The organism is Streptomyces thermovulgaris (genome assembly GCF_002155915.1).
Taxonomy (GTDB): domain Bacteria; phylum Actinomycetota; class Actinomycetes; order Streptomycetales; family Streptomycetaceae; genus Streptomyces; species Streptomyces thermovulgaris.
The window spans coordinates 14,794-35,669 of sequence record NZ_MUME01000083.1 but is presented as its reverse complement, the minus strand read 5'-3'; the positions used below and the strand labels follow the sequence as shown (position 1 = coordinate 35,669).

The following is a 20,876-nucleotide window of genomic DNA, read 5'->3' as shown; positions in this document are numbered from 1 at the left end:
AGGGCGGGGTCCGCAGCCATTCCGGCTCCACGGCGGCCCCGGTGTAGGGGGTGATGCGCATCGGGAGGTAGGTGTGGCCGGGAACGGGCAGACGGGCCCCCTCCGGAACGGGGTCCAGGCTCCACTGGCCCAGGATCAGGTCCTCCCCGAAGGGGACGCCGTGACGCTCGAGGGAGGGCATCATCGCGGCGACCAGGGGATCGCGCTCGGGCACCGCGCCGCCGTCGCCGATCTCCTCCAGGGTCTTGTGCCGCACCNNGCGGCGCCGCAGGCACGTGCCGCGATGGAGGCCGCCGGGAAGGCCGGGTCCCAGACGACCAGGTCCGGCCGCCACTGCGTGCAGTAGGCGACGAGGTCGTCCACGACCCCGCCCCGGCCGCTGCCGTCGTCGGAGCGGAAGTACGCGGAGACGAGCCGCGGCACCAGATAGCGGCGCACCGAGCGCCAGCTCTCGCCGTCCCGGGGGTCGATGGCGAGGGCGTCGAGCGGCACGTCGCCCTCGTCCACATGGTCCTCCTCCGCGGAGCAGCCCACGGTGACCGCGTGGATGCCGCTGCCGGTGATGACGTCCTCCGCTCCCGGCTTGGAGGCGAAGCGGACCTCGTGCCCGGCCGCCTGCAGGGCGTGGGCGAGGGAGACGTTGGGATAGACATGGCTCGCCAGCGGAACCATGACGAACAGCACACGCATTGCGACTCCTCGGGTCGGGTCAGGGCCGGGAACGGCCGAGGGGACTGGGAGGGTGCGCCGGGGTCCGCGGCGCCCTCGGGGGCGGCGGCGCGGCCGCGGCGCGCAGTGCGGCCAGGAGCCCGGCCTGAAGCAGACTGGGGCGGCTCGGCGCACCGCCCGCCGCGACCGCGGCGGCGAAGGCGGACACGCTCCCGGCGACCTGGTCGTACGGATCCAGGCGCAGATCCGTGCGCTCCGTGCCGGTCTCGATCCGCACCAGGGGCGGATGGTCCGCGGCGGGAGTGAAGGCCCGGTCCACGGTGATGCGGCCCGCGCTGCCGCACAGCTCGTAGACGGAGCGGTAGCCGTGGTCCAGGCCGAAGGAGAGGTGCGCGGTGACCCCGGAGGGGGTGCGCAGCAGTGCCGCGCCATGGGTGTCGACGCCCAGGGCGGGGTCGTGGGTCAGCACCGTGCCGACGGCCTCCAGCTGCGGCCCCAGCAGGTGCAGGGCCGCGCGCACCGGGTAGACACCGGTGTCCCACAGCGCCCCGCCATCCAGCCCGGCCTGGTGGCGGATGTCGTGGTCGGGCCGGCGCGGAATGGTGAACTCGGCCCGCAGGGAGCGCAGTTCGCCGATCCTGCCCTCCGCGACGAGCTTTTGCACCACGGCGTGCTGGGGGTGGTGCACGAACATGACGTTCTCGACGAGCGCCAGCCCGCGCTGCCGGGCGAGCCGGAAGAGCCGGGCCGTGTGCCGCGTGGACGTGGTGAGGGGCTTCTCGGCGAGCACGTGCTTGCCGGCGCGCAGCGCGGCCTCGACCCAGGTGGCGTGCAGGGCGGCGGGCAGCGGCACGTACACGGCGTCGACGTCCGCCCGCTCCAGCAGGGCGCGGTAGCCGTGCACGGGCCGGCAGCCGAAGAGCCGTGCGGTGCCGCGGGCCCGTGCGGCGTCCCGGCTGGCGAGGGCGCGCAGTTCGGTGTGCGGGCTCGCGGCGAAGGCGGGGAGCATCCGGCGCCGGGCGATGTCGGCGCAGCCGAGGACGCCCATGCGCACGGGCGCCCGGCCGCTGCTGCCGGCGGTCACAGCCGCACCGCCCCCGTGGTCAGGCAGGCCAGGAGAGTGCGGGCCTGCACATTGAGGTAGTGGCTGTGCCGGGCGAACATGCCCAGCTGCCCCGGGGTCATCCACCGGTATCCGGGCGGGGGATCCGCGTCCCGGCCGCCCCCGTCGTCCTGCTCGTCCCAGTCGACGATCAGATACCGGCTCTGCGCGTTCAGGAACCGGCCGCCCTCCTCGGAGTGCACGGCCTGGTAGCGGATCCTGGAAGCAGCGGCCCCCAGCACGGTGTCGAGGAAGAGGGGACGGGCGGACGGGGGGAGATGGGCGTGGTTCTGCGGGGTGCACTGCAGGGTGGGCCCCAGTTCGACCCCGTCCTGGAGGCCGCCTTCGGTCCTGGCGCACACCAGCAGATGGGGCACTCCCGCGAACCGGCGGGCGAGAAAGGCGGTGACCCCCGTTCCGACCGGCTCGATCAGCGGCTGGCTCCAGCCGCCCACCTCGCGGCTGGCGGCCTCGACGGAGACGGCCACGACGGAGAAGTGGCGTCCCTGCTCGTGGTCGATGGACCAGGGGCCGCGCCGCCAGCCGGCGACGTCCTTGAGCGGCATGAGAGCGGCCTCCACCTCGCGCCGGGCCCGCTCGCCGGTGAACCAGGAGAGCAGCTCCGCGTCCGGATGCCGGGCGTGCCGCTCGTCGTACGCCACCGGAGCGCAGGCCAGCACCGTGCGCGCGTCCATGTTGACCACGTTGTCGTACCGCAGGAGCTCGCCCAGCTGACCGAGGGTGAGCCAGCAGAAGTCCGGCGCCCCGGGCACCTCGCCGTCGGTCTCCACCAGCATGTTGCGGTTGAACTTGTGGAAGAACCACGAGCCGTGCTCGGACTGCAGCACATCGGCCAGGACGCGTACGCCCCCGTCCAGGGGCCGCCGCAGGAAGTAGTCGATGTACCGCACGGGTGAACCCCGGTGCGCCCGCGTGTAGTTCGAGCGGGTCGCCTGTACGGTCGGCGAGAGCTGCACCAGGCCGGGGTTGCCCGGCTCCATCTTCGCCTGCATCAGGCAGTGCAGGACCCCGTCGAACTCCTTCGCGAGGATGCCCAGGATGCCCGTCTCCGGCTGCCTGATGACGGGCTGCTCCCATTCGCCCGCCGCGTCCGGCCCGGTCCTGACGCGCAGGCCCTCGACGGTGAAGAACCGCCCGCTGCGGTGCCCGAGGTTGCCGGAGACCCCGTCGAACGCCCACTCGCCGAGGCCGCTGAACGGGATCCTCTCGACGCGGAACCGGTGGGCGCGGCGCCGGGAGGCCAGCCAGTCCAGGACGTCGGCCGTCCGCAGGTACGCTCCCGAGTCCCGCTGCGCGGCCGAGCGGGCGAGACGGACGGGCAGTTCCGTGTCCTCGCGCGGGCGCAGCGGTGCGGTGGTGGGGGTCATGCGCGGCTCCGCAGGAACTCCTTGACCGTGGCGACCATGTAGTCGGTCATCTCCTCGGTGATCCCGGGGTAGACGCCGATCCAGAAGGTCTGCTCGGTGACGATGTCGCTGTTGGACAGGTCCCCCGCCACGCGGTACCGGCGGTCCGCGTAGGCGGGCTGACGGGTGAGGTTGCCGGCGAACAGCCGCCGCGTCCCGATCCGGTGGCTCTCCAGGTGGTCGGTGAGCGCCGCCCGGCTGAAGGGGGCGTCGGAGGCGACCGTGATGGCGAAGCCGAACCAGCTCGGCTCGCTCCGGGGGGTCGGTTCCGGCAGCAGCAGGTGCGGGACTCCGTCCAGCCCCTCCCTGAGCCGCTGCCAGTTGAGCCGCCTGGCCGCGACGAAGCCGTCCAGCTTGTCCAGCTGGGACAGGCCCAGGGCGGCCTGGAGGTCCGTGGACTTAAGGTTGTAGCCGACGTGGGAGAAGATGTACTTGTGGTCGTACCCGTACGGAAGGGTGCCCATCCGGTACTGGAAGCGCCGCAGACAGGTGTTGCTCCTGCCCGGTTCGCACCAGCAGTCCCGGCCCCAGTCCCGCAGTGACTCCACCACCCGCGCCAGGTGCGGGCGGTCGGTGAGCACCATGCCCCCCTCGCCCGTCGTCAGGTGGTGCGCCGGGTAGAAGCTGACGGTGCTCAGGTCGCCGAAGGTCCCGGTGAGCTTCCCGTCGTACCGCGTGCCCACGGCGTCGCAGTTGTCCTCCACCAGGAACAGGTCGCGGTCCCGGGCGAGTTGGGCGATCTCCGAAGCCTCGAAGGGATTGCCCAGCGCATGCGCGATCATGATCGCGCGGGTCTTCGGCCCGATGGCCCGGGCGACCCGGTCGGCCGTGGTGTTGTACGTCGTCAGGTCCAGGTCGACGAAGACCGGGACCAGCCCGTTCTGCACGATGGGGTTGACGGTGGTCGGAAAACCCGCCGCAACCGTGATCACCTCGTCCCCGGGCCGGAGCCTCCGGTCGCCCAGCGCGGGCGAGGTCAGCGCCGTGAGGGCCAGGAGGTTGGCCGAGGAACCGGAGTTCGTCAGATGGGCTTTGCGGCGGCCGAGCAGCCGGGCGAAACGGGACTCGAACCTCCTGCTGCGCTCCCCCGCGGCGATTCCCAGGTCGAGGGCGGCCTCCACCAGCGCCAGCCGGTCGTCCGCGTCCAGGACCGCGCCCGAGGGCCAGATCTCGGTGACGCCGGGGACGAACTCCGCCTTCCCCTCCTGCTCCAGGTGGTACTTCCTGGCCGCCTCCAGGACCAGTGCCCTGCTCTCGCTCATCTCCGGGCCCTTTCCTCGGTGTCCGTCGTCGCGTACTTGGCCCGCCGCCACCAGTCGGGGTGAGCGCGGTACCAGGCGACGGTCTCCTGCAGTCCGCGGTCGAAGGGAACCCGGGGAACGAAGCCCAGTTCCTCGCGGATCTTGGTGCCGTCCAGCGCGTAGCGCAGGTCGTGCCCCTTGCGGTCGGCGACCGTGCGGATCATCGACGAGTCCGCGCCGCACAGCTCCAGCAGCCGCTCGGTCACCGCCAGATTGGTCCGCTCGCTGCCCCCGCCCACGTTGTAGATCTCTCCGGCGCGCCCGCCGGTCAGGACCAGGTGGACGGCCCGGCAGTGGTCCTCCACGTGCATCCACTGCCGGACGTTCCGCCCGTCCCCGTAGAGGGGGACCGGGATGCCCTCCAGCAGGTTGGTGACGAACCGCGGGATCAGCTTCTCCGGGTGCTGGTAGGGGCCGTAGGTGTTGCAGCCGCGGGTGACGGAGACCTCCAGCCCGTGGCTGTGCCGGTAGGAGAGGGCGACCAGGGCGGAGGCGGCCTTGGAGGCGGCGTAGGGGGACCTGGGGGCCGGCGGGTGCCGCTCCGTCCAGGAGCCTTCGCGGATCGAGCCGTACACCTCGTCGGTCGACACGTGCACCACCCGTGTCACCCCCGTCAGCCGGCACGCCTCCAGCAGGCTCTGCGTGCCGACGACGTTGCTCCGCATGAACTCGTCCGCCGACTCCAGGGAGCGGTCGACGTGCGACTCGGCGGCGAAGTGCACCACCGCGTCGTGCCCGGGGAGCAGTTCGCGCAGCAGCGTCCGGTCGCAGACGTCGCCGTGGACGAATTCCAGACGCGGGTGGGAGACAGGCAGGTTCGCGCGGTTCCCCGCGTAGCTGAGCCGGTCCAGCACGGTGACCCGGGCTCCCTCGCACCCCCGGTAGCCGTTGGCGAGCAGAGTGCGCGCATAGTGCGATCCGATGAAGCCGGCGGCGCCGGTGACCAGGATCCTCATCGGATCTCCTTCGTGGATACCCCGGCCTTCGGACCGGGGTGGGGGCACCTCCCGCTTGCGGGGGAGAAACGAAGCTCCCGCGGAGCGGGGCACGGAAAGGCGAATCGCCGCCAGGGCGATTCGACGTCTGCGGCCAGTGGCTGACAGCCGTTGCTCACACGGAAACCGATAGGGTGTGAGGTGTGACGCGGTGGGTCAAGCGGGCGTTCAGGTACCGCTTCTATCCCACGGACGAGCAGGCAGCCCAGCTGCTGCGCACGTTCGGCTGCGTCCGCCTCGTGTACAACAAGGCGCTGGAAGAGCGCACGTACAACACGCTGGAAGAGCGCACGCGGGCCTGGTACCGCGAGCAGCGGCGGATCTCCTACGTGCAGTCGTCGGCGATGCCGACGGCGTGGAAGAAGACCGAGGAACTGGCCTTCCTGAATGAGGTGTCCTCGGTGCCGCTTCAGCAGGCGCTGCGCCATCTGCAGGCGGCGTTCACCGGCTTCTTCGCCAGGCGGGCGAAGTATCCGCGGTTCAAGTCGCGGAAGAAGTCGCGGGTGTCGGCCGAGTACACCCGCAGCGCGTTCACCTGGCGTGACGGGCAGCTGACGCTGGCGAAAATGGCCGGGCCGCTGGACATCCGCTGGTCGCGTCCCCTGCCCGACGGGGCGGAGCCGACGACGGTGACGGTCTCCCGCGACAGCGCGGGCCGCTGGTTCGTCTCCCTGCTGTGCGAGGACACCCTCACCCCCGCGCCGGCCACCACAGCGGCGGTCGGTATCGACGCCGGGATCACCTGTCTGCTGACGCTGTCCACCGGGGAGAAGATCACCAACCCGAAGCATGAGCGCCGTGACCGCGCCCGCCTGTCCCGCGCGCAGCGGGCCCTGTCGCGCAAGCAGAAGGGCTCGGCCAACCGCGAGAAGGCCCGCCGGAAGGTGGCCCGTATCCACGCGCGGATCACCGACCGGCGCCGCGACTTTCTGCACAAGCTGACCACTCGGCTCGTCCGTGAGAACCAAACGGTCGTGATCGAGGACCTCACCGTCCGCACCCTGCTGAAGAACCACACGCTGGCGCGCGCCATCTCGGATGCGGCCTGGACGCAGCTGCGCTCGATGCTGGAGTACAAGTGCGCCTGGTACGGGCGCGACCTGGTCGTGATCGACCGGTGGTTTCCCAGCTCCAGGCTGTGCGGGGCCTGCGGCACGGTCCGCGGCAAGCTGCCGCTGAACGTCCGCGAGTGGACCTGCGGCTGCGGCACCGTGCACGACCGCGACGTGAACGCGGCATGCACCATCCTGGCCGCCGGGCCGGCGGCGTCTGCCTGTGGAGACGGTGTAAGACCTCAACGGGAGTCCTCCCGGACAAGGCGGTCGTCGGCGAAGCAGGAACCCCAGCGGGCGACCGCTGGAATCCCCCGCCTTCAGGCGGGGGAGGAAGTCAAGCGACCTCGATGCGGGTGTGGTCGCCCACCACCAGCCGGTGCCGCGCCGTGCTCCTGCCCGGCGTGACGACCGTGGCATGACGGCCGATGATGGATCCGTGCAGGTCGTTCACGCCGCTGAGCACGGCGCCGTCCAGGGTGAGCGAGTCGGACAGCCGGACGTCGCGCAGGGTGCAGCCGGCGGCGATGCACACGTTCGGGCCGACATGGCTGTCCTCGACGACGGCGTTCGCCCCGATGACGGCCGGGCCGACGATCCGTGACCGGGTCACCTTCGCCCCCTCCTCGATCACCACGGGGCCGGTCACCTCGCACTCCTCGCCCACATCTCCGGTGATCCGCGGGCGCAGGGAGGCGAGGACGTGCCGGTTGCACTCCAGGACGTCCTCGGCCCTGCCCGTGTCCTTCCAGTAGCCCTGGTAGCGGCCGGCCCGGACGTCGTGCCCCTGGTCGACCAGCAGCTGGACGGCGTCGGTGATCTCCAGTTCGCCGCGGGCGCTGGGGGTGATGCTCCAGACGGCCCGGTGGATGGCCGGGGTGAAGAAGTACACCCCGGTCAGGGCGAGGTCGCTGCGCGGCCGCGCGGGCTTCTCGGCCAGCCGGACCACCCGTCCGTCGCCGTCCACCTCGGCGACGCCGAAGGCCCGGGGGTCGGGGACCCGGCTCACCACCAGCTGGGCGGCCGGACGCGTGGTGGCGAACTCCGCCGCGATGTCGCCCACCCCGTCGGGGAGCATGTTGTCGCCCAGGTACATCACGAAGTCGCTGTCGCCGAGGTAGGAGCGGGCGATGCGGACGCAGTGCGCCAGTCCCCGCGGCCTGTCCTGGCGGATCCAGGTGAGTTCCACCCCGTACCGTGAGCCGTCGCCCACCGCCTCGGCGATGTCCGTGTCCCCGTGTCCGACGACGACGCCGATCTCGGTCACCCCCAGATCGCGGATGCTCTCCAGAATGTGCTGGAGGACCGGCTTGTTGGCGACGGGTATCAGGGCTTTGGGCAGTGAGTGGCTCAGGGGGCGCAGACGGGTTCCCGTTCCGCCTGCCGGGACCAGGGCCTTCACGGTCGTGTCCTTTCGGTGCGTGTGTCGGAGGAGCCACCGGAGGGCGTCACGGGCGGCTGTGCCGCCGGGCCGTCCGCCGCTCCACCGCCTTGCGCAGTGCGGCGGCCACGGTGTGGACGTCGGTGTCGTCGAGCCCCTGGTGCAGGGGGAGCAGCAGGGTGCGCTCCGCGGCCGACTCGACGCCCGGGAGTTCCAGGTCCTGCGCGCCGTAGGCGGGGACCTTGTGCAGCGGCGGATACCGGAAAGTCGTGTAGATTCCCTCGTCCAGCAGGTCGGCGGCCACGCCGTCGCGGATCCGCGGGTCCATTTGAACCCAGTAGAAGTAATGGGTCGAGACATGCCCCACCGGAAGGGCAGGAGGAGTCAGCACCTCGTCGATACCGGCGAGAAGACGGTCGTAGAGATGTGCGATTTCCCTGCGGCGCTCGACGATTTCCGGGAGTCTGCGCAGCTGCACCGCTCCGATCGCGGCCGTGAGGTCGTTTCCCACCACACGGCGCCCGAAGGACCGGACGTTGATTTCCCACCAGCGTTCGGAGACCCGGGCGGCGGCGAATCCGCTGTCGTGCTCCAGGCCGTGGTAGGCGAGTTCGCGGGCTTTGCGCGCCGTTTCGGGATCGCGCGCGTACAGCATGCCGCCGTCGCCCGTGACCAGGACCTTGGCGGAGTCGAAGCTCCATACGGCGATGTCCCCGAAGGTGCCGCAGGCGGTGTCCCCGACACGGGAGGCCACGGCGCAGGCGGTGTCCTCGACGAGGGTGATGCCGCGCCGCCGGCACAGCCGTGCGATGTCGGCGACCTCGCCGGGATATCCCCCGTAGTGGAGCACCAGCACCGCCTTCGTCCGCGGTGTGAGCGCCTGTTCGACGTGCGCGACGCTCGGGTTGAGGGTGCGGGGGTCGACGTCGCAGAACACCGGACGCGCACCCGACGCGGCGATCGCGTTGGCGGCGGCCACGAAGCCGGCCGAGGGCAGCACGACGTCGTCCCCGGGGCCCAGATCCAGCACATCCGCGGTGAGGAAGAGACCCGATGTGCAGGAATTGATGAAAATGACGTGGTCCGGATCGACGTCTATGTGACGAGCGAAAGCCCTTTCGAATTCCTTGGTGCGTCGGCCGTGCCCGGGCCAGTTGTCGGCGAACACCTCGGCCACGGCGCGGAGTTCCTCCTCGCCGAGCGAGGGCTGGAATACGTTGATCACTCCGGGTTTCCCCCTGCGACAGACATGAAAGCTGTGCGCGTTCTCGCCGGACAATGGATCCGGTGGCCATGCGGAGCCTGCGGCAAGACTTTTTGGCTGACGTTTAGAGAAAGTAAAACTTGCCTTTTTTCCAGTCAATGTACTTCCAGCGGGCCTTGAGGCGGAGTCCAGCGAGCGGCCGGTATCCCGCCATGAATCGATGCCCGCGAAGAGTGCAGGGCGGTGCCGGAACGGCTCTTTCTGCCGGCCGGTGCCGGGGGGAGTGCTGAGCGGTGTCCTGGACCTGAACGGGCAACTGCGGTGTGGGGGAAAGTTGCTGACCAGGCGTCAGAATTGCTGATGCGCGGTGAACTTGTTGCCGACGAGCGCACACCGGGACGAGCACGCTCCGGGCGGACGGCTCTGTGTCGTTCCGGCTGGACCTGCTCTGCGTCATCCACCGAGATGCCAGGGGGTTGTCCGCGCGGCCCGGGGCGTACGAGGGCCCGGCTCCCGCCGGTGTCCGAGGCCGCACGGGGCTCCCAACTGGTGTGTTGTGCGGTGCTGCGGATCTGCTGCCCGGCACGGGTCCCGGCATGTCCCGCCCGAGGCCGGGGCGCTCGCTCCGGTCGCGGACACGGATCCGCCTCCGTCCCGGTCCAGACACGGGGCGGAGGCGGAAGGGGCGGAAAGGGAGAGAGGAGCGGGAGGGCCAGGAAGGTCAGGAGGCCACCAGGCCACCAGGTCACCAGGTGATCGGCAGCCGGTGCGCTCCGTGAATCGTCATGTCGTCCCGCAGCGGCACGTCCTGGGGCGGCACCGCCAGACGCAGGGACGGAAAGCGCCGCAGCAGCGAGGTGTAGGCGATCCGCATCTCGAGGCGGGCCAGCTGGCTGCCGAGGCACTGATGGGCTCCGTGGCCGAAGGCCACGTGCCCGGTGGCGGTTCTGCGCACGTTCAGGCGGTCGGCGTCCTCGCCGAACCGTGCGGGGTCCCGGTTGGCGGCGGACAGGGACAGCACCAGGCATTCCCCCGCCTTGACCTGCTGCCCCTTGACCTCGGTGTCCTGCAGGGCGGTGCGCATGCCGCCGGAGCGGAAGAGGGGCAGGTAGCGCAGCAGCTCCTCGACGGCGTTCTCCGCCACCGCCTCGTCCTCGCGCACCAGGGCCAGCTGGTCGGGGTGGGTGAGCAGGGCGAAGGCCCCGAGGCTGATCATGTTGGCGGTGGTCTCGTAGCCGGCGACCAGCAGCAGCAGCGAGATGGTGGCGAGTTCCCGGTCGTCCAGCTCGCCCCGGGCGATGAGACCGCTGAGCAGGTCGTCACCGGGGTCGTCGCGCTTGCGCGTGACCAGCTCGGCCAGGTAGCGCAGGATCGCCAGATAGGCGTCCCGTGACTCCTGCGCGCTTGAACTCAGGTGGAAGAACTGGCGTATCGCCCCCTGGAAGCGCTCCTCGTCCGTGAGCGGCACGCCGAGCAGCTCGCAGATCACCCGGGCGGGTATCGGCTGCGCGTACTCCGCCACCAGGTCGGCCTCACGCGTCCCCTTGCGCTCCATCGCGTCCAGGCAGGACTCGGCGATCTCCTCGACACGCGGGGCCAGCTGGGCGATGCGGCGCTTGGTGAACTGGCCGGCCACCAGACGGCGGTAGCGGCTGTGCTCGGGGTCGTCCATCCCGATGAAGAAGCCGGGTTCCGCGGGCTGGATCGGCTCCTTGCCGAACGGGTGGTCGAACGGTGCGTGGTGGTGCAGCTCCTGCCGGGCGCTGAAACGGGGGTCGGCCAGGAGCGACCGCACGGACGCGTGGTCGGTCACCAGCCATCCCAGGTGACCGTCCGGGAACTCCATCCGTGTGATGGGGCACTTCTCCCGCAGTTCGGACAGCTCGGCGGGAGGGTCGAAGGCGGATGGACGCTGGGTGGGCAGTCTGACCGCCCCGTGCGCGGTGTCTGTCACGTCTCACTCCAACTCGGCGACGACGGGCTGTCCCCCTCCGGCGGGTGCGGGCAGCGCCGCGTGCCGGTGGCCGGCAACGACTCTCCCTCTCCTTCCTCGACGCGGACTCGACCTCGCGTCGATCCGGCCCCGAAGGGTGCAGGGCCCGCGCCGCCGGCGTGCACCGGCGGCGCGGGCCCTGCGGTGGGGCGTCCTCAGGAGAGGGAGGCCAGGTACTTCTCGATGGCCCCGGCGGCGACGGCCGGGCCGTTCACCTTGCGCATGTCGTCCCGCATCCGCTGCACGCGCTCAGCGATGCCGCTGTCCGCGGCCACCGAGTCCACCGCCTGACGCAGGCTCTCGACGGTGACCTCCTCGCGAGGCAGATGGCGGCCCAGGCCGAGTTCCTCGACGCGCACCGCGTTGGCCCGCTGCTCGTTCATCTGCGGCACGGCGACCATGGGGACGCCGTAGTAGAGCGACTCCATGGTGCTGTTCATGCCGGCGTGGGTCAGGAAGACGCGGGCGTGCTGCAGGACGTCGAGCTGCGGCACATGGCGCCGTACCTCGAAGTTGGCCGGAATCGACTTCAGGTCGGCCGGGTCGATGTGGTCGCCCACGGCCATGACCACATGCCACTCGGAGTCGCCGAACGCCTCGAGGGCGAGGGGGAAGAACTCCGGCCAGCCGGTGGCGGCGGTGCCCAGGGAGATCAGCAGCACCGGCCGGTCCGCCGAAGCGGGCTCCCAGGACCCCTGGAAGGCCGAGCGGTCGCCGAGGCAGGGGCCGGCGAACACGAAGCGGTCGTCGAAGGTGTCGCCGTCGAAGTGGAACTCACGGGGGAGGAAGATGATGCCGAGCTTCTCCACGTGCCCCATGAAGGCGCCGATGTCGGGCGGGAGGTTGAAGCTGGGCAGCAGCTCCACCAGCTTCTGGGCCATCTCCAGCACCTTGGGGTCGTCCGGAGCGGCGAGGGGGAACTTCTCCGAGATGTTGAAGGTCTCGCTCACTCCGTACGACGGGAAGAGCCGCACCGCGGGAAGGCTGTGCTGCGCGGCGTAGAAACGTGCGCCCCACGCCATGAAGTCGTGCACGACGACATCGGGACGGTCGTCCCCGTAGTAGCCGCTCACCTGCTCGTGGAGCGCGATGGCCTCCTCGAGGCAGCGAAGGCCCTCGCCGGCCATCGTCTCCTCGTTGTACGGGCTCCGGTAGAACTCCCCGAAGGGGGACGTGTAGCGGACGGGCGTCGCTCCCACGGCCTTGATGGCGGGGACGAAGTGGTCCGTGGCCGTACAGGTCACCCGGTGCCCGCGCGCGACCAGTTCCTCCACCACGCCGAGCGTCGGGTTGACGTGCCCGATCGCGGGAAAGTTGAAGAAGGCGATGTGAGCCATGGTTCTCCTTTTCGGTGTTGCGTGCTCGCCCGTGGGCTCGTGGTGCTGCGCCCGCCGGACCGCTTCCGTCGGACCGGCCGGGCCCGGCGGGACGGGCGGTGCGCGGCCCGGACGGTTCGGCCGGCCGCTTCCCCACTGTGCCGTGGGGAGGATCGGGTGAGGGCTGATATCGGTCGTGTGGCGGCCGTGCCGTTCGTCCGGGGCCGCCGGTGGTTCCTCCCGCATCCGTTCGGGCACCGCACGGGTCACAGGGGTGCGACCGGGCCGTCGGCCGTCCCGCCCCGGCGGGGCAGGCATCCGCTCATGGCCGCCACGAGCAGGAACACCCCGAGGACGCACCACAGGGCCGCGCCCATGGCGTCGGCGTAGGCGTCCCCGGCAGCGGCCGTTCCCGCGAGCACACCGAAGAAGACCGCGCCGATGGCGGCGATTCCGGCGGCGGAGCCGAACTGGGTCGTCGCGTAGATCACCCCGGCCCCGGCGCCCGCGTCGTGCGGCGGCAGGGTGCCGAGCAGCACCGCGGTGAGCACCGGTGTGCACAGACCGGTTCCCATGCCCGTGACGAAGGCCGCCGCCATGACGGGAACGAGCCCCGGCTCCGTCCCCGCCGACCGGGCGAGCATCATGGCCGCCAGCGTTCCGCCGGCCATGGCCAGTGCCCCCGCCGCCACGAACAGCCGCGGGCGGTGGGGGCCGTACTTCCACGTCAGCTGGAAGACCGCGGCGATGCCCAGCGGCACGGCCGCGACCGCGAGAGCCGTCCTCGTCGGGGACCAGGCCGCCCCGAACTGCAGGTAGTAGGTGAGGACGAAAGTGAACGAGGTCGCCCCGGCGAAGGTGAGCAGCGCGGTGACGAGCCCGGCGGTGAAGGAGGGCAGGCGGAACAGGGACGGCGGGACGAGCGGTTCCCTGCCCTTTCCGGCACAGCGCCGCTGGCGGACCGCGAACAGCAGCCACAGCCCCGCCGCGACGGCCAGCATCACCGGGGTCCAGGACGGCCACCCGTGCTCGCGCCCTTGGACCAGGGGGTACATCAGGCCCAGCGACGCGGCCGTCACCAGCGCGGTACTGGGCAGGTCCAGCATCGGCCGCTGCTGCGCCCTTCCCTCCGACAGCACCCGGGCCCCGCAGACCAGGGTGACCGCACCGACCGGCACATTGATCCAGAACACCGCGCGCCAGCCCGTGCCGAACAGGTCGAGATCGGTGAGGAACCCTCCGACCACCGGGCCGCCGATGCTGCCCGCGGTGATGGCGACCCCTGTCACCGCGGAGGCCAGCCCCCACTCCTGCGGCTGGAAATGCCGTTTGGTGACCGCCATGGCCTGCGGCAGCATCAGCGCGGCCATGGCGCCCTGGCCGACCCGGCCGGCCACCAGCATCTCCGCCGTGACCGCCAGGGCGCACACCCCCGAGAACAGGGTGAAGCCCCCCAGGCCGGCCAGGAAGACGCGCTTGGTGCCGTGGAGGTCGCCGAGCCGTCCACCGGTGATCAGCAGGACCGCGGTGGCCAGGGAGTACCCCGCCACGGCCCACTGCGCCGTGGCGAAGCCGGTGCCGAGATCCCGCTGGATGCTGGGGAGGGAGACCGCCACGATGTTGGCGTCCAGGCCGTCGAAGAACGAGGCGACGCCCAGGACGCCCAGCACCGCCCAGCGGCGCTGCGACTGGCCCTCCTGCTCCGCCGTCTTCTCACGGCGCGTCTCCGTGCTCGTGGCGCGGACCATTGTGACGGCTCCTCGGATAGTTGCTGTCTGCTCCGGCCGGAGTCGCCGACGACACCCGGGGAGGACGGGGAACCATTGCATCGGCTGGGACTTGAGTGACGGTCGAGTCACGGTCGAGCCGCCGGCCCGGGCATCCCGGACCGCCGGAACACAGCGCTCCGTGGACCTCGCCGGGCCGCACGGCTACGACACCGACCCCACGGTCTGATATCCCGTCGCCGCCCTGGCCGAGGCCGTCGGTCCGCGCCCCGGCGTGCCGGACGGCAGGGGGGCACAGGACCGGACATGCGGGAGGGCGGGCCGCCGTCGTCGGCGGCACGGGAACAGGAAGGGCGCTGCCGCTCCAGGCACGCCGTCTCCGGGGGCGCGATCTGCCGCACACCCTTGTAAAGAACCGTCTACCCGGTATATTTTTCGTGTACACGCGGCGTATGCGCTGATGAGCGATCGGTGAGAGCTGAGGCCCACGGCCTCAGGGATCATGACTCGACAACGGGGGAACAGAGCGCCATGCGGACGACCAGGACGGCACTTCCGTGCCGACGAGCGCTTCGGAGGGCACGCGCGCAGCGCACGGCCGGGAATCCACGGAATCGGGCCGGACTCTCCCAGGGCCGGTAGCGCCCGGCCGCTGCCACCGGTTCGCCGGGCGGCGGGCACACGGGCTTTGGCCGGGGAGGCGGCCCCGCGGATACAGGATGCGGAGCCCACGGTCCGGTGTGTTCCGCCTGTCTCCCGGACCTGGGGTGGACCCGCCCCGGAGCCGGGGCCGGGCATTTCCTCACTGACTCTTCACTGACTTTCACCGACCAGGTTCTTCACTGATCACGTTTTTCACCGACCACGTCGTGCGGTGACGCACCGTCCTGGCGCGGCCGAGGCGGCCGGGAGACACAACGGGAAGACAACGGGACACAACGGGGAGGGCGAGACATGGGCAACCGGACGGACGCGCAGGTGATCGTCGTCGGGGGAGGGCCGGTCGGCATGCTCGTCGCCGCCGAACTGGCCGGCCGCGGTGTCGACACGCTGGTCTTCGAGACGAGGGCCGCCGTTTCCGAGAGGCCCAAGGCCACCACGCTCCACGCCCGGACGGCACAGTGTCTCGCCAGGCGCGGCTACGACGTGGAGGCCACCCTCTGCGACCAGGGCCCCGACGCCCCGGCGGGCGAGGTCACGATGCCCTTCCACTTCGCGGGCATGCCGGGGCTGTCCATCACGGCACCCGCCACCGAGCCCCGCCCCATCCTGAAGGTGCCCCAGGCCCGGCTGGAGCGGATGTTCGAGGCGAGGGCGCATAAGGAGGGCGTGCGCATACTGCGCGAGCACGCGGTGACCGGCCTCGTCCAGGACGACGACGGCGTGCGGGTCGATGTCGAGGGTCCCGGGGGGAGGGACACGTACACGGCGGCCTACGCGGTGGGCGCCGACGGCGCGCGCGGCACGGTCCGCGCATGGGCGGGGATCGCCTCGGACACGTTCCCGGCGACCGTCTTGGCGCTCATGGGACTGGTGCGCCTTGAGGAGCGGCACGCCGTTCCGGTGGGCTGGCACCGCACCCCCCGGGGATGGATCATCGCCAAGGACGGTCCCGACGGCATGACGCACCTTCGTACGCTCAGTGCCGCCCGGGCCGGCACCGACCGCCACCGGCCGCTCACCATGGAGGAGTTCAGCCGGGAGGCCACATGGATCGCCGGACGCGACATCGCGATGACGGCGTCCCGCTGGCTGAGCCGGTTCAGCGACTTCGCCCGGCTCGCCCGCTCCTACCGCGCGGGACGGGTGTTCCTGGCCGGGGACGCCGCCCATGTGCACTTCCCGGTCGGGGGCCAGGGACTGAGCACCGGTCTGCTGGACGCCCTCAACCTGGGCTGGAAGCTGGCGCTCGCCGTGCGCGGGACGGCCGGCGACGGGCTGCTCGACACCTACGACCTGGAACGCCGGCCCGCCGCCCAGCGGGTCATCGACAACACCCGGGCCCAGGTGGCGCTGATGCGCCCGGACCCCGGACTCGACCCGGTGCGGCAGCTGATCGGCGGGCTGCTGGACTCCGGTCAGGGCAACGACTACCTCGGCGCCATGATCAGCGCCCAGGACACCGTGCTCCCGTCACGCACCAGATCCCGCTCCTCCTGGGAAGGAACATTTCTCTACAACGTCGGCCTCACCACGGCGGACGGCTCCACGGACGTGGTGGAGCTGCTGCGGGAGGGCAAGCTGCTGCTCCTGCTCTCCGGCGAGGGGGGAAGCGGCTACGCGGAGACGGCGCGCGGCTGGGCGCAGGCACTGCGCGTGGTGCGCTGCGCGCCGACCGCCGCCCTGCCGTGCGCCGCGTTGCTGGTACGGCCCGACGGCTACATCGCCTGGACGCCGGACAGCGGGGAACTGGGCGGCGTGCTGACCGAGTACCTGGGACCGGCCGGAGCGTGCTCCCGCATCTGCGATGCGGCGCTCCGGCCCGCGGCCCTCCTCTAGCCGGGGCAGCCGCCCGGGGCCGCCCTCTAGCCGGCCGCCTTGGCGGGCAACTCCTCCTGGTCGAGGCTCTCCGCCAGCTCCGCGAAGACCGCTGCCCCCCGGCCGGGGGAGAGGTCCACCGCGGCGAGCGCGGGAGCCAGCGTCACACTGGGCAGGAGGTGGCGCAGCAGGGCGCAGATCCGGTCGGGCAGGTCCTTGTAGTTGCTGAGGGCCTGTGACATCGCCTGGACCCCGGCGAAGGAGCCCACGATGACATCGGCGGTCTCGGACGGCACGACATGGGGCAGCAGCTCGCCCTGGGCCTGGGCCTTCTCCAGGAGGTCCCCGATTATCTCCCCCCAGTGCAGGAAGGGCCCGCTGCGGTCGAGGCCCTTGGCCTGCTGGTCCAGGGACAGCCGTACACCGGCGCGGACCATGGGGTCGGTCTGCAGGCGGTGGGCGTGCAGCAGGATCACGTCCGCGAGCTGCTGGACCTTGGAGGGCCGGTCGGGCACGACCATCTGCTGATCCTGCTCGCTGAGCACCCCCTGGGCCAGGTCCTCCTTGGACTGGAAGTGGAAGTACAGCGCCCCCTTGGTGACCCCCGCCGTGGTGAGGATCTCCGTGATCGTGGCCGCCTGGTAGCCGCGCTCCTCGAACACCTTCGCCGCTGCCGCCAGAATCGCCCTGCGCGTGCGAATGGCACGGTCCTGCTTCGCCACTTCCGTCTCCTTCGCTCACCGGCCGCGGTGACAGCGACAAGCCGAGTCAAAAAAACCGCCGAGTTTGTATCTTACTCGTTGCGGGGCAGGAGAAGGATCAGGTCCGCCTACCGAGACGTATGACACGACATATGAACGACATATGAGCGGCATGTGAGCGGCATGTGAGCGGTGGAGCGGGCGGAGCGGAAGCCGGGGGACGTCCGGTGGAGGGGGAGCGATGATTCTTGTGACGGGTGCGACCGGAACGGTGGGGCGCGAGGTGGTCCGCGGCCTGCCGCCGGACGTGCCGGTGCGCCTGCTGACCAGGGATCCCGCACGCGTGACGGTCTCCACCCCCTCCGCCGAGACGGTCGCCGGGGACTACGCGGATCCGGGCAGTCTGCGGAGGGCGCTGCGAGGGGTGCGCCGGGCCTTCCTCGTCACCAGCCGGGTCACCGGGGACGACGACGCCGTGTTCCTGCGGGCGGCACGGGAGGAGGGTGTGGAACAGGTCGTGAAGCTCTCCGCGGCCGCGGTCGCCGACGAGGGGGCCGACGACCTGATCACCCGCTGGCAGCGGACGAACGAGGCACTGCTGCGCGACTCCGGAATGGCGTGGACCCTCCTGCGGCCCCGCGCCTTCATGTCCAACTGCCTGTCCTGGGCGCCCTCCGTCCGGTCCCGGGGCGTGGTCTCGGCCCTGTACGGGACGTCGGTCAACTCCTGCGTCGATCCAAGGGACATCGCGGCCGTGGCGGTGCGCGCCCTCACCGAGGACGGCCACGAGGGCAGGGTGTACACGCTGACCGGCCCCCGGGCGATCAGCGCGGTGGAGCAGGCGGAGCAGCTCGGAAGGGTGCTGGGCCGGCCCCTGCGCTTCGAGGAGCTGACCGAGGAGCAGGCCAGGGCCCACCTGTCGCGCCGTCATCCGAAGGAGCTGGTCGAGGCGTTGCTCAGCAGCGCGCGACGGCAGAGGGCGGGAGCCAAGGCACGGGTGGAGAACACCGTCGCGGAGGTGACCGGCCGTCCGGCGAGGACCTTCGCCGAGTGGGCCGAGGAACATGCGCAGGCCTTCACGCCCCCGGTCGGCGCTTAGGAGCGGGGAGAAAGGGGCTGACGGGCCGCCGCGACCCGCCGCGGCGGCCCGTGCCGGCCGGAGACGGCCGGGGTCAGCCGAGGTCCGGCCGTGCGGTCACGGCGGAGGTGAACACGGTGGTCCCGTCCTGCTGCCCGGTCACGAGCACCCGCTCCTCGCCGGGCGTCTCCGGGGGCAGTCGCCGCGCTTCGATCACGCACGGCGTGTCCAGCTCGGCGTACCGCAGGAACTCGCTGGTGATGCCGGCCGGAAGGAACTCGGTGCGGCCCAGGACCGCGGCCGACGCCTGGCGGGCGGCCTCCACCAGCACCATGCCCGGCACATGGTCGACCGGGTGGTCGAAGAGGACGGGGTGGGAGGTGTCCACCCGCAGCTGCCACCGGCACGGCTCCCCGACGGGGGAGAGCACCACGTCCATGGGCGACAGGCGTCCGACGCTCTGCGGGGAGGCCGGGGCCGTCAGGGGCAGCGGGCGGACGTCCGCGGCGGTGCAGCGGCCCTTGCGCAGCCGCCGGTAGACCGCCGGAGTGGTGCAGGTGTAGGAGGCGCCTCCCGTCGCCGCCACATGGCCGTCGCGGTGGATCACCGCCTCGTAGCGCAGGCCGGTCAGGTCGCCGCCGCGCCGCTTGATCTCGGTGCAGGTGATGGCGAGGTCGAGGGAGGCGGGTGCGCTGCCCATGCGCATGCGGTCGGGGTGCGTGACGAAGGACAGATCCCACATCAGGAAGTGGTGACCGAGCGGGACGCCGAACTCCGCGTGCGCGAGGAGGGAACCGACCTGCCGGATTGTTTCGGCGGCGAGCAGGGGGTCGTGGTGTCCCCCGATGGGACCGAAGAAGCTGTGTCCCCGCGGCCACTGTGCGGTCACCCGGAAGCGGGTGTCGTCCGTGCGGTGCCAGTCGGTGAGCATGACCTCGGCCACGGCGGCGCGGTGGACGAACTCCTTGGGCACGGTCGTGGTCAGCGAGGGGAACCGGAATGCGGGTGAGAGGGCGGCGGTCGCGGTGCTCACCGGCGTGGACTCGACACGGATGGTGCTCGCGGTCATCTTTCCCCCAAAGTGACGAAGGCGAGAAGTCGGCGGCGAGGCGCCTGGCCCTCACGAAGATACATACCACCCGGTTTAATTTCTACCGCTGCCTTGAATCTGACGGGCCGTTATATGGAGCAGTGCGCTCCGTGTTCCGGTGCTCTGCGGCCCGGCCCGGTCCCTTTGCCTGCCTCCCGGTCCGTTCGCGGTACGGCGCCGCGACGGCGTGACGGTGCGACAGGGGGGCATTGCGGGCAGGTTCCGCGGCGATCCGGCCGGTGCCGCGCGGGCGCGTGAGCGAGGAGGGGCGGCCGCCGTGACGGCGGCCCGCTTCCCGTCCTGTCGGGAGGCCGCCCCCGGTCATGGGGACGAGGGCAGCCGAAGCGTGCGCCCACACCGGGTGGAGTCCGTCCTCTGCGCACCCTCGCCCGGCCGGCGGTGAGGAACCGGCGGCGAGGAGCCGATGGTGAAGGGCTGGTCGGCGTTGCCTGCTTGAAGGGCCTGCCTTTACAAAACCAACAGGTCGGTTTGTTGTTATCATGCGAGCTGGTGACCGGGGTCCGGCGCCCCGGCCCGCGCCCCGGCGATGCTGCGCGCCGAGCACGCCGGCCCGCCCGCAAGCACGGCGGCCCGCCGCAGGAGACCCGCGGACGACAGGGGCACAGCGGGGGCCTGCCGCCGGGACCTCACAGTCAGGAGAGACAACCGATGGTCAAGCAGGAGCGTGCCCTCCGCACGCGCCGAGCGCTGGTCCGAGCCGCAGCCGAAGTGTTCGCCGAGGAGGGATTCGCGCCCGCGTCGCTCACGGCGATCAGCAGACGCGCGGGCGTCAGCAACGGTGCCCTGCACTTCCACTTCCCGAACAAGAAGGCGCTGGCCCGGGCGGTCGAGGAGGAGGCTCTGGAGACCGTCCGCGGGATCACCGGGCGCATGTCGGACGAGGAGGGCTCTGCGCTGCAGATGCTGGTGGACGTGACGCACGGGCTGGCGAGCCGGCTCGCCGAGGACGTCGTCCTGCGGGCTGGGTTCGGGCTGGGCAGGGATCCGTCGCGGGGGCGGAACGCCGGGTCCCGGCTCAGGCTGGAGTGGTGGAAGTGGGTCGAGGAGTGCCTGCGGCGCGCGGAGCGGCAGGGGCTGCTGGCCGGCGGGGTGTCGGCGGAGGGCGCCGCGCGCGCCATCGTGGCCACGCTCGTGGGCTTCGAGGTGCTCGAGGCCGGAGGGGACGGGAAGGGGTGGCTCTCGGAGCGGTCCGTCAGCGGCTTCTGGGAGCTGATGCTGCCCCGGCTGGCGGAGCGTCACGCCCTGGCCTCGGTCACGTCGATGCCGACCCGGCGCGACCACACCGGTGCATGGCGGGGCATGACGGACTGACCGGGCCAATAACAAACCGTTCGTGCTGTT

Annotated in this window: 16 protein-coding genes and 1 pseudogene; 4 read left to right on the top strand and 13 right to left on the bottom strand. The window is 71.5% G+C overall.

Annotation, left to right across the window (positions count from 1 at the left end; translation table 11 throughout):
* The 6 genes and pseudogenes from CCN35_RS09240 to rfbB all read right to left on the bottom strand — a co-directional run.
* A pseudogene (locus CCN35_RS09240) lies at positions 1-214 on the bottom strand (activator-dependent family glycosyltransferase); the annotation flags it as partial.
* Positions 181-672 (bottom strand): glycosyltransferase, encoded by a 492-nt coding sequence (locus CCN35_RS30060; protein ID WP_425444286.1) that lies wholly within the window; start codon positions 670-672, stop codon positions 181-183. The pseudogene CCN35_RS09240 and the gene CCN35_RS30060, both read right to left, overlap by 34 nt.
* A 37-nt stretch (positions 673-709) precedes the next feature.
* Positions 710-1,717 (bottom strand): Gfo/Idh/MocA family protein, encoded by a 1,008-nt coding sequence (locus CCN35_RS09230; RefSeq protein ID WP_067391239.1) that lies wholly within the window; start codon positions 1,715-1,717, stop codon positions 710-712.
* Between the two features lie 32 nt (positions 1,718-1,749).
* The gene (locus tag CCN35_RS09225) at positions 1,750-3,159 is read right to left on the bottom strand and encodes an NDP-hexose 2,3-dehydratase family protein (RefSeq protein WP_086792237.1); all 1,410 of its coding nucleotides are present in this window, start codon (positions 3,157-3,159) and stop codon (positions 1,750-1,752) included.
* A complete protein-coding gene (gene rfbH, locus CCN35_RS09220) occupies positions 3,156-4,460 on the bottom strand; it encodes a lipopolysaccharide biosynthesis protein RfbH (RefSeq protein WP_086792235.1) in 1,305 nt (434 codons plus the stop codon). The genes CCN35_RS09225 and rfbH overlap by 4 nt, the downstream gene beginning before the upstream one ends.
* Positions 4,457-5,455 (bottom strand): dTDP-glucose 4,6-dehydratase, encoded by a 999-nt coding sequence (gene rfbB, locus CCN35_RS09215; protein ID WP_086792233.1) that lies wholly within the window; start codon positions 5,453-5,455, stop codon positions 4,457-4,459. Before rfbB ends, rfbH begins: the two co-directional genes overlap by 4 nt.
* Before the next feature lie 182 nt (positions 5,456-5,637).
* On the opposite strand from rfbB, the gene CCN35_RS09210 reads away from it, so the two are divergent.
* Positions 5,638-6,954 (top strand): RNA-guided endonuclease InsQ/TnpB family protein, encoded by a 1,317-nt coding sequence (locus CCN35_RS09210; protein WP_245863077.1) that lies wholly within the window; start codon positions 5,638-5,640, stop codon positions 6,952-6,954.
* Here CCN35_RS09210 and CCN35_RS09205 read toward each other — a convergent pair.
* The 5 genes from CCN35_RS09205 to CCN35_RS09185 all read right to left on the bottom strand — a co-directional run bounded on the left by CCN35_RS09205 (position 6,884) and on the right by CCN35_RS09185 (position 14,188).
* A complete protein-coding gene (locus tag CCN35_RS09205; RefSeq protein WP_086792231.1) occupies positions 6,884-7,948 on the bottom strand; it encodes a glucose-1-phosphate thymidylyltransferase in 1,065 nt (354 codons plus the stop codon). The genes CCN35_RS09210 and CCN35_RS09205 overlap by 71 nt on opposite strands.
* 46 nt (positions 7,949-7,994) lie before the next feature.
* Positions 7,995-9,152 (bottom strand): DegT/DnrJ/EryC1/StrS family aminotransferase, encoded by a 1,158-nt coding sequence (locus CCN35_RS09200; RefSeq protein ID WP_086792229.1) that lies wholly within the window; start codon positions 9,150-9,152, stop codon positions 7,995-7,997.
* Between the two features lie 724 nt (positions 9,153-9,876).
* Complete coding sequence (locus CCN35_RS09195; RefSeq protein WP_086792227.1) at positions 9,877-11,085, bottom strand: cytochrome P450; 1,209 nt, start codon at positions 11,083-11,085, stop codon at positions 9,877-9,879.
* A gap of 194 nt (positions 11,086-11,279) precedes the next feature.
* Positions 11,280-12,461, bottom strand: coding sequence for a macrolide family glycosyltransferase (locus tag CCN35_RS09190; RefSeq protein ID WP_158100389.1), 1,182 nt, complete (start codon positions 12,459-12,461; stop codon positions 11,280-11,282).
* A gap of 245 nt (positions 12,462-12,706) precedes the next feature.
* On the bottom strand, positions 12,707-14,188 hold the full coding sequence (locus tag CCN35_RS09185) for an MFS transporter (protein WP_158100388.1): 1,482 nt from the start codon (positions 14,186-14,188) through the stop codon (positions 12,707-12,709).
* Between the two features lie 933 nt (positions 14,189-15,121).
* Here CCN35_RS09185 and CCN35_RS09180 point away from each other — a divergent pair.
* A complete protein-coding gene (locus tag CCN35_RS09180) occupies positions 15,122-16,666 on the top strand; it encodes an FAD-dependent monooxygenase (RefSeq protein ID WP_086792220.1) in 1,545 nt (514 codons plus the stop codon).
* Between the two features lie 26 nt (positions 16,667-16,692).
* Here the strand turns inward: CCN35_RS09180 and CCN35_RS09175 are convergent, their stop codons facing one another.
* A complete protein-coding gene (locus tag CCN35_RS09175) occupies positions 16,693-17,367 on the bottom strand; it encodes a ScbR family autoregulator-binding transcription factor (protein WP_086792218.1) in 675 nt (224 codons plus the stop codon).
* A 220-nt stretch (positions 17,368-17,587) separates the two neighbouring features.
* On the opposite strand from CCN35_RS09175, the gene CCN35_RS09170 reads away from it, so the two are divergent.
* Entirely contained in the window at positions 17,588-18,445 is an 858-nt protein-coding gene (locus CCN35_RS09170; RefSeq protein WP_086792216.1) for an SDR family oxidoreductase, read from the top strand.
* A 73-nt stretch (positions 18,446-18,518) separates the two neighbouring features.
* Here the strand turns inward: CCN35_RS09170 and CCN35_RS09165 are convergent, their stop codons facing one another.
* A complete protein-coding gene (locus CCN35_RS09165; RefSeq protein WP_086792214.1) occupies positions 18,519-19,493 on the bottom strand; it encodes a ScbA/BarX family gamma-butyrolactone biosynthesis protein in 975 nt (324 codons plus the stop codon).
* A 690-nt stretch (positions 19,494-20,183) separates the two neighbouring features.
* On the opposite strand from CCN35_RS09165, the gene CCN35_RS09160 reads away from it, so the two are divergent.
* Positions 20,184-20,846 (top strand): ScbR family autoregulator-binding transcription factor, encoded by a 663-nt coding sequence (locus CCN35_RS09160; protein ID WP_086792212.1) that lies wholly within the window; start codon positions 20,184-20,186, stop codon positions 20,844-20,846.
* Positions 20,847-20,876: the final 30 nt, after the last annotated feature.

What these genes read in the sequence shown, in the direction of transcription:
- CCN35_RS09230 (WP_067391239.1), bottom strand. Translation starts at nt 1,717, where the DNA reads ATGGGCGTCCTCGGCTGCGCCGACATCGCCCGGCGCCGGATGCTCCCC.
- CCN35_RS09225 (WP_086792237.1), bottom strand. Translation starts at nt 3,159, where the DNA reads ATGACCCCCACCACCGCACCGCTGCGCCCGCGCGAGGACACGGAACTG.
- rfbH (WP_086792235.1), bottom strand. Translation starts at nt 4,460, where the DNA reads ATGAGCGAGAGCAGGGCACTGGTCCTGGAGGCGGCCAGGAAGTACCAC.
- rfbB (WP_086792233.1), bottom strand. Translation starts at nt 5,455, where the DNA reads ATGAGGATCCTGGTCACCGGCGCCGCCGGCTTCATCGGATCGCACTAT.
- CCN35_RS09190 (WP_158100389.1), bottom strand. Translation starts at nt 12,461, where the DNA reads ATGGCTCACATCGCCTTCTTCAACTTTCCCGCGATCGGGCACGTCAAC.
- CCN35_RS09185 (WP_158100388.1), bottom strand. Translation starts at nt 14,188, where the DNA reads ATGGTCCGCGCCACGAGCACGGAGACGCGCCGTGAGAAGACGGCGGAG.
- CCN35_RS09180 (WP_086792220.1), top strand. Translation starts at nt 15,122, where the DNA reads ATGGGCAACCGGACGGACGCGCAGGTGATCGTCGTCGGGGGAGGGCCG.
- CCN35_RS09170 (WP_086792216.1), top strand. Translation starts at nt 17,588, where the DNA reads ATGATTCTTGTGACGGGTGCGACCGGAACGGTGGGGCGCGAGGTGGTC.
- CCN35_RS09165 (WP_086792214.1), bottom strand. Translation starts at nt 19,493, where the DNA reads ATGACCGCGAGCACCATCCGTGTCGAGTCCACGCCGGTGAGCACCGCG.
- CCN35_RS09160 (WP_086792212.1), top strand. Translation starts at nt 20,184, where the DNA reads ATGGTCAAGCAGGAGCGTGCCCTCCGCACGCGCCGAGCGCTGGTCCGA.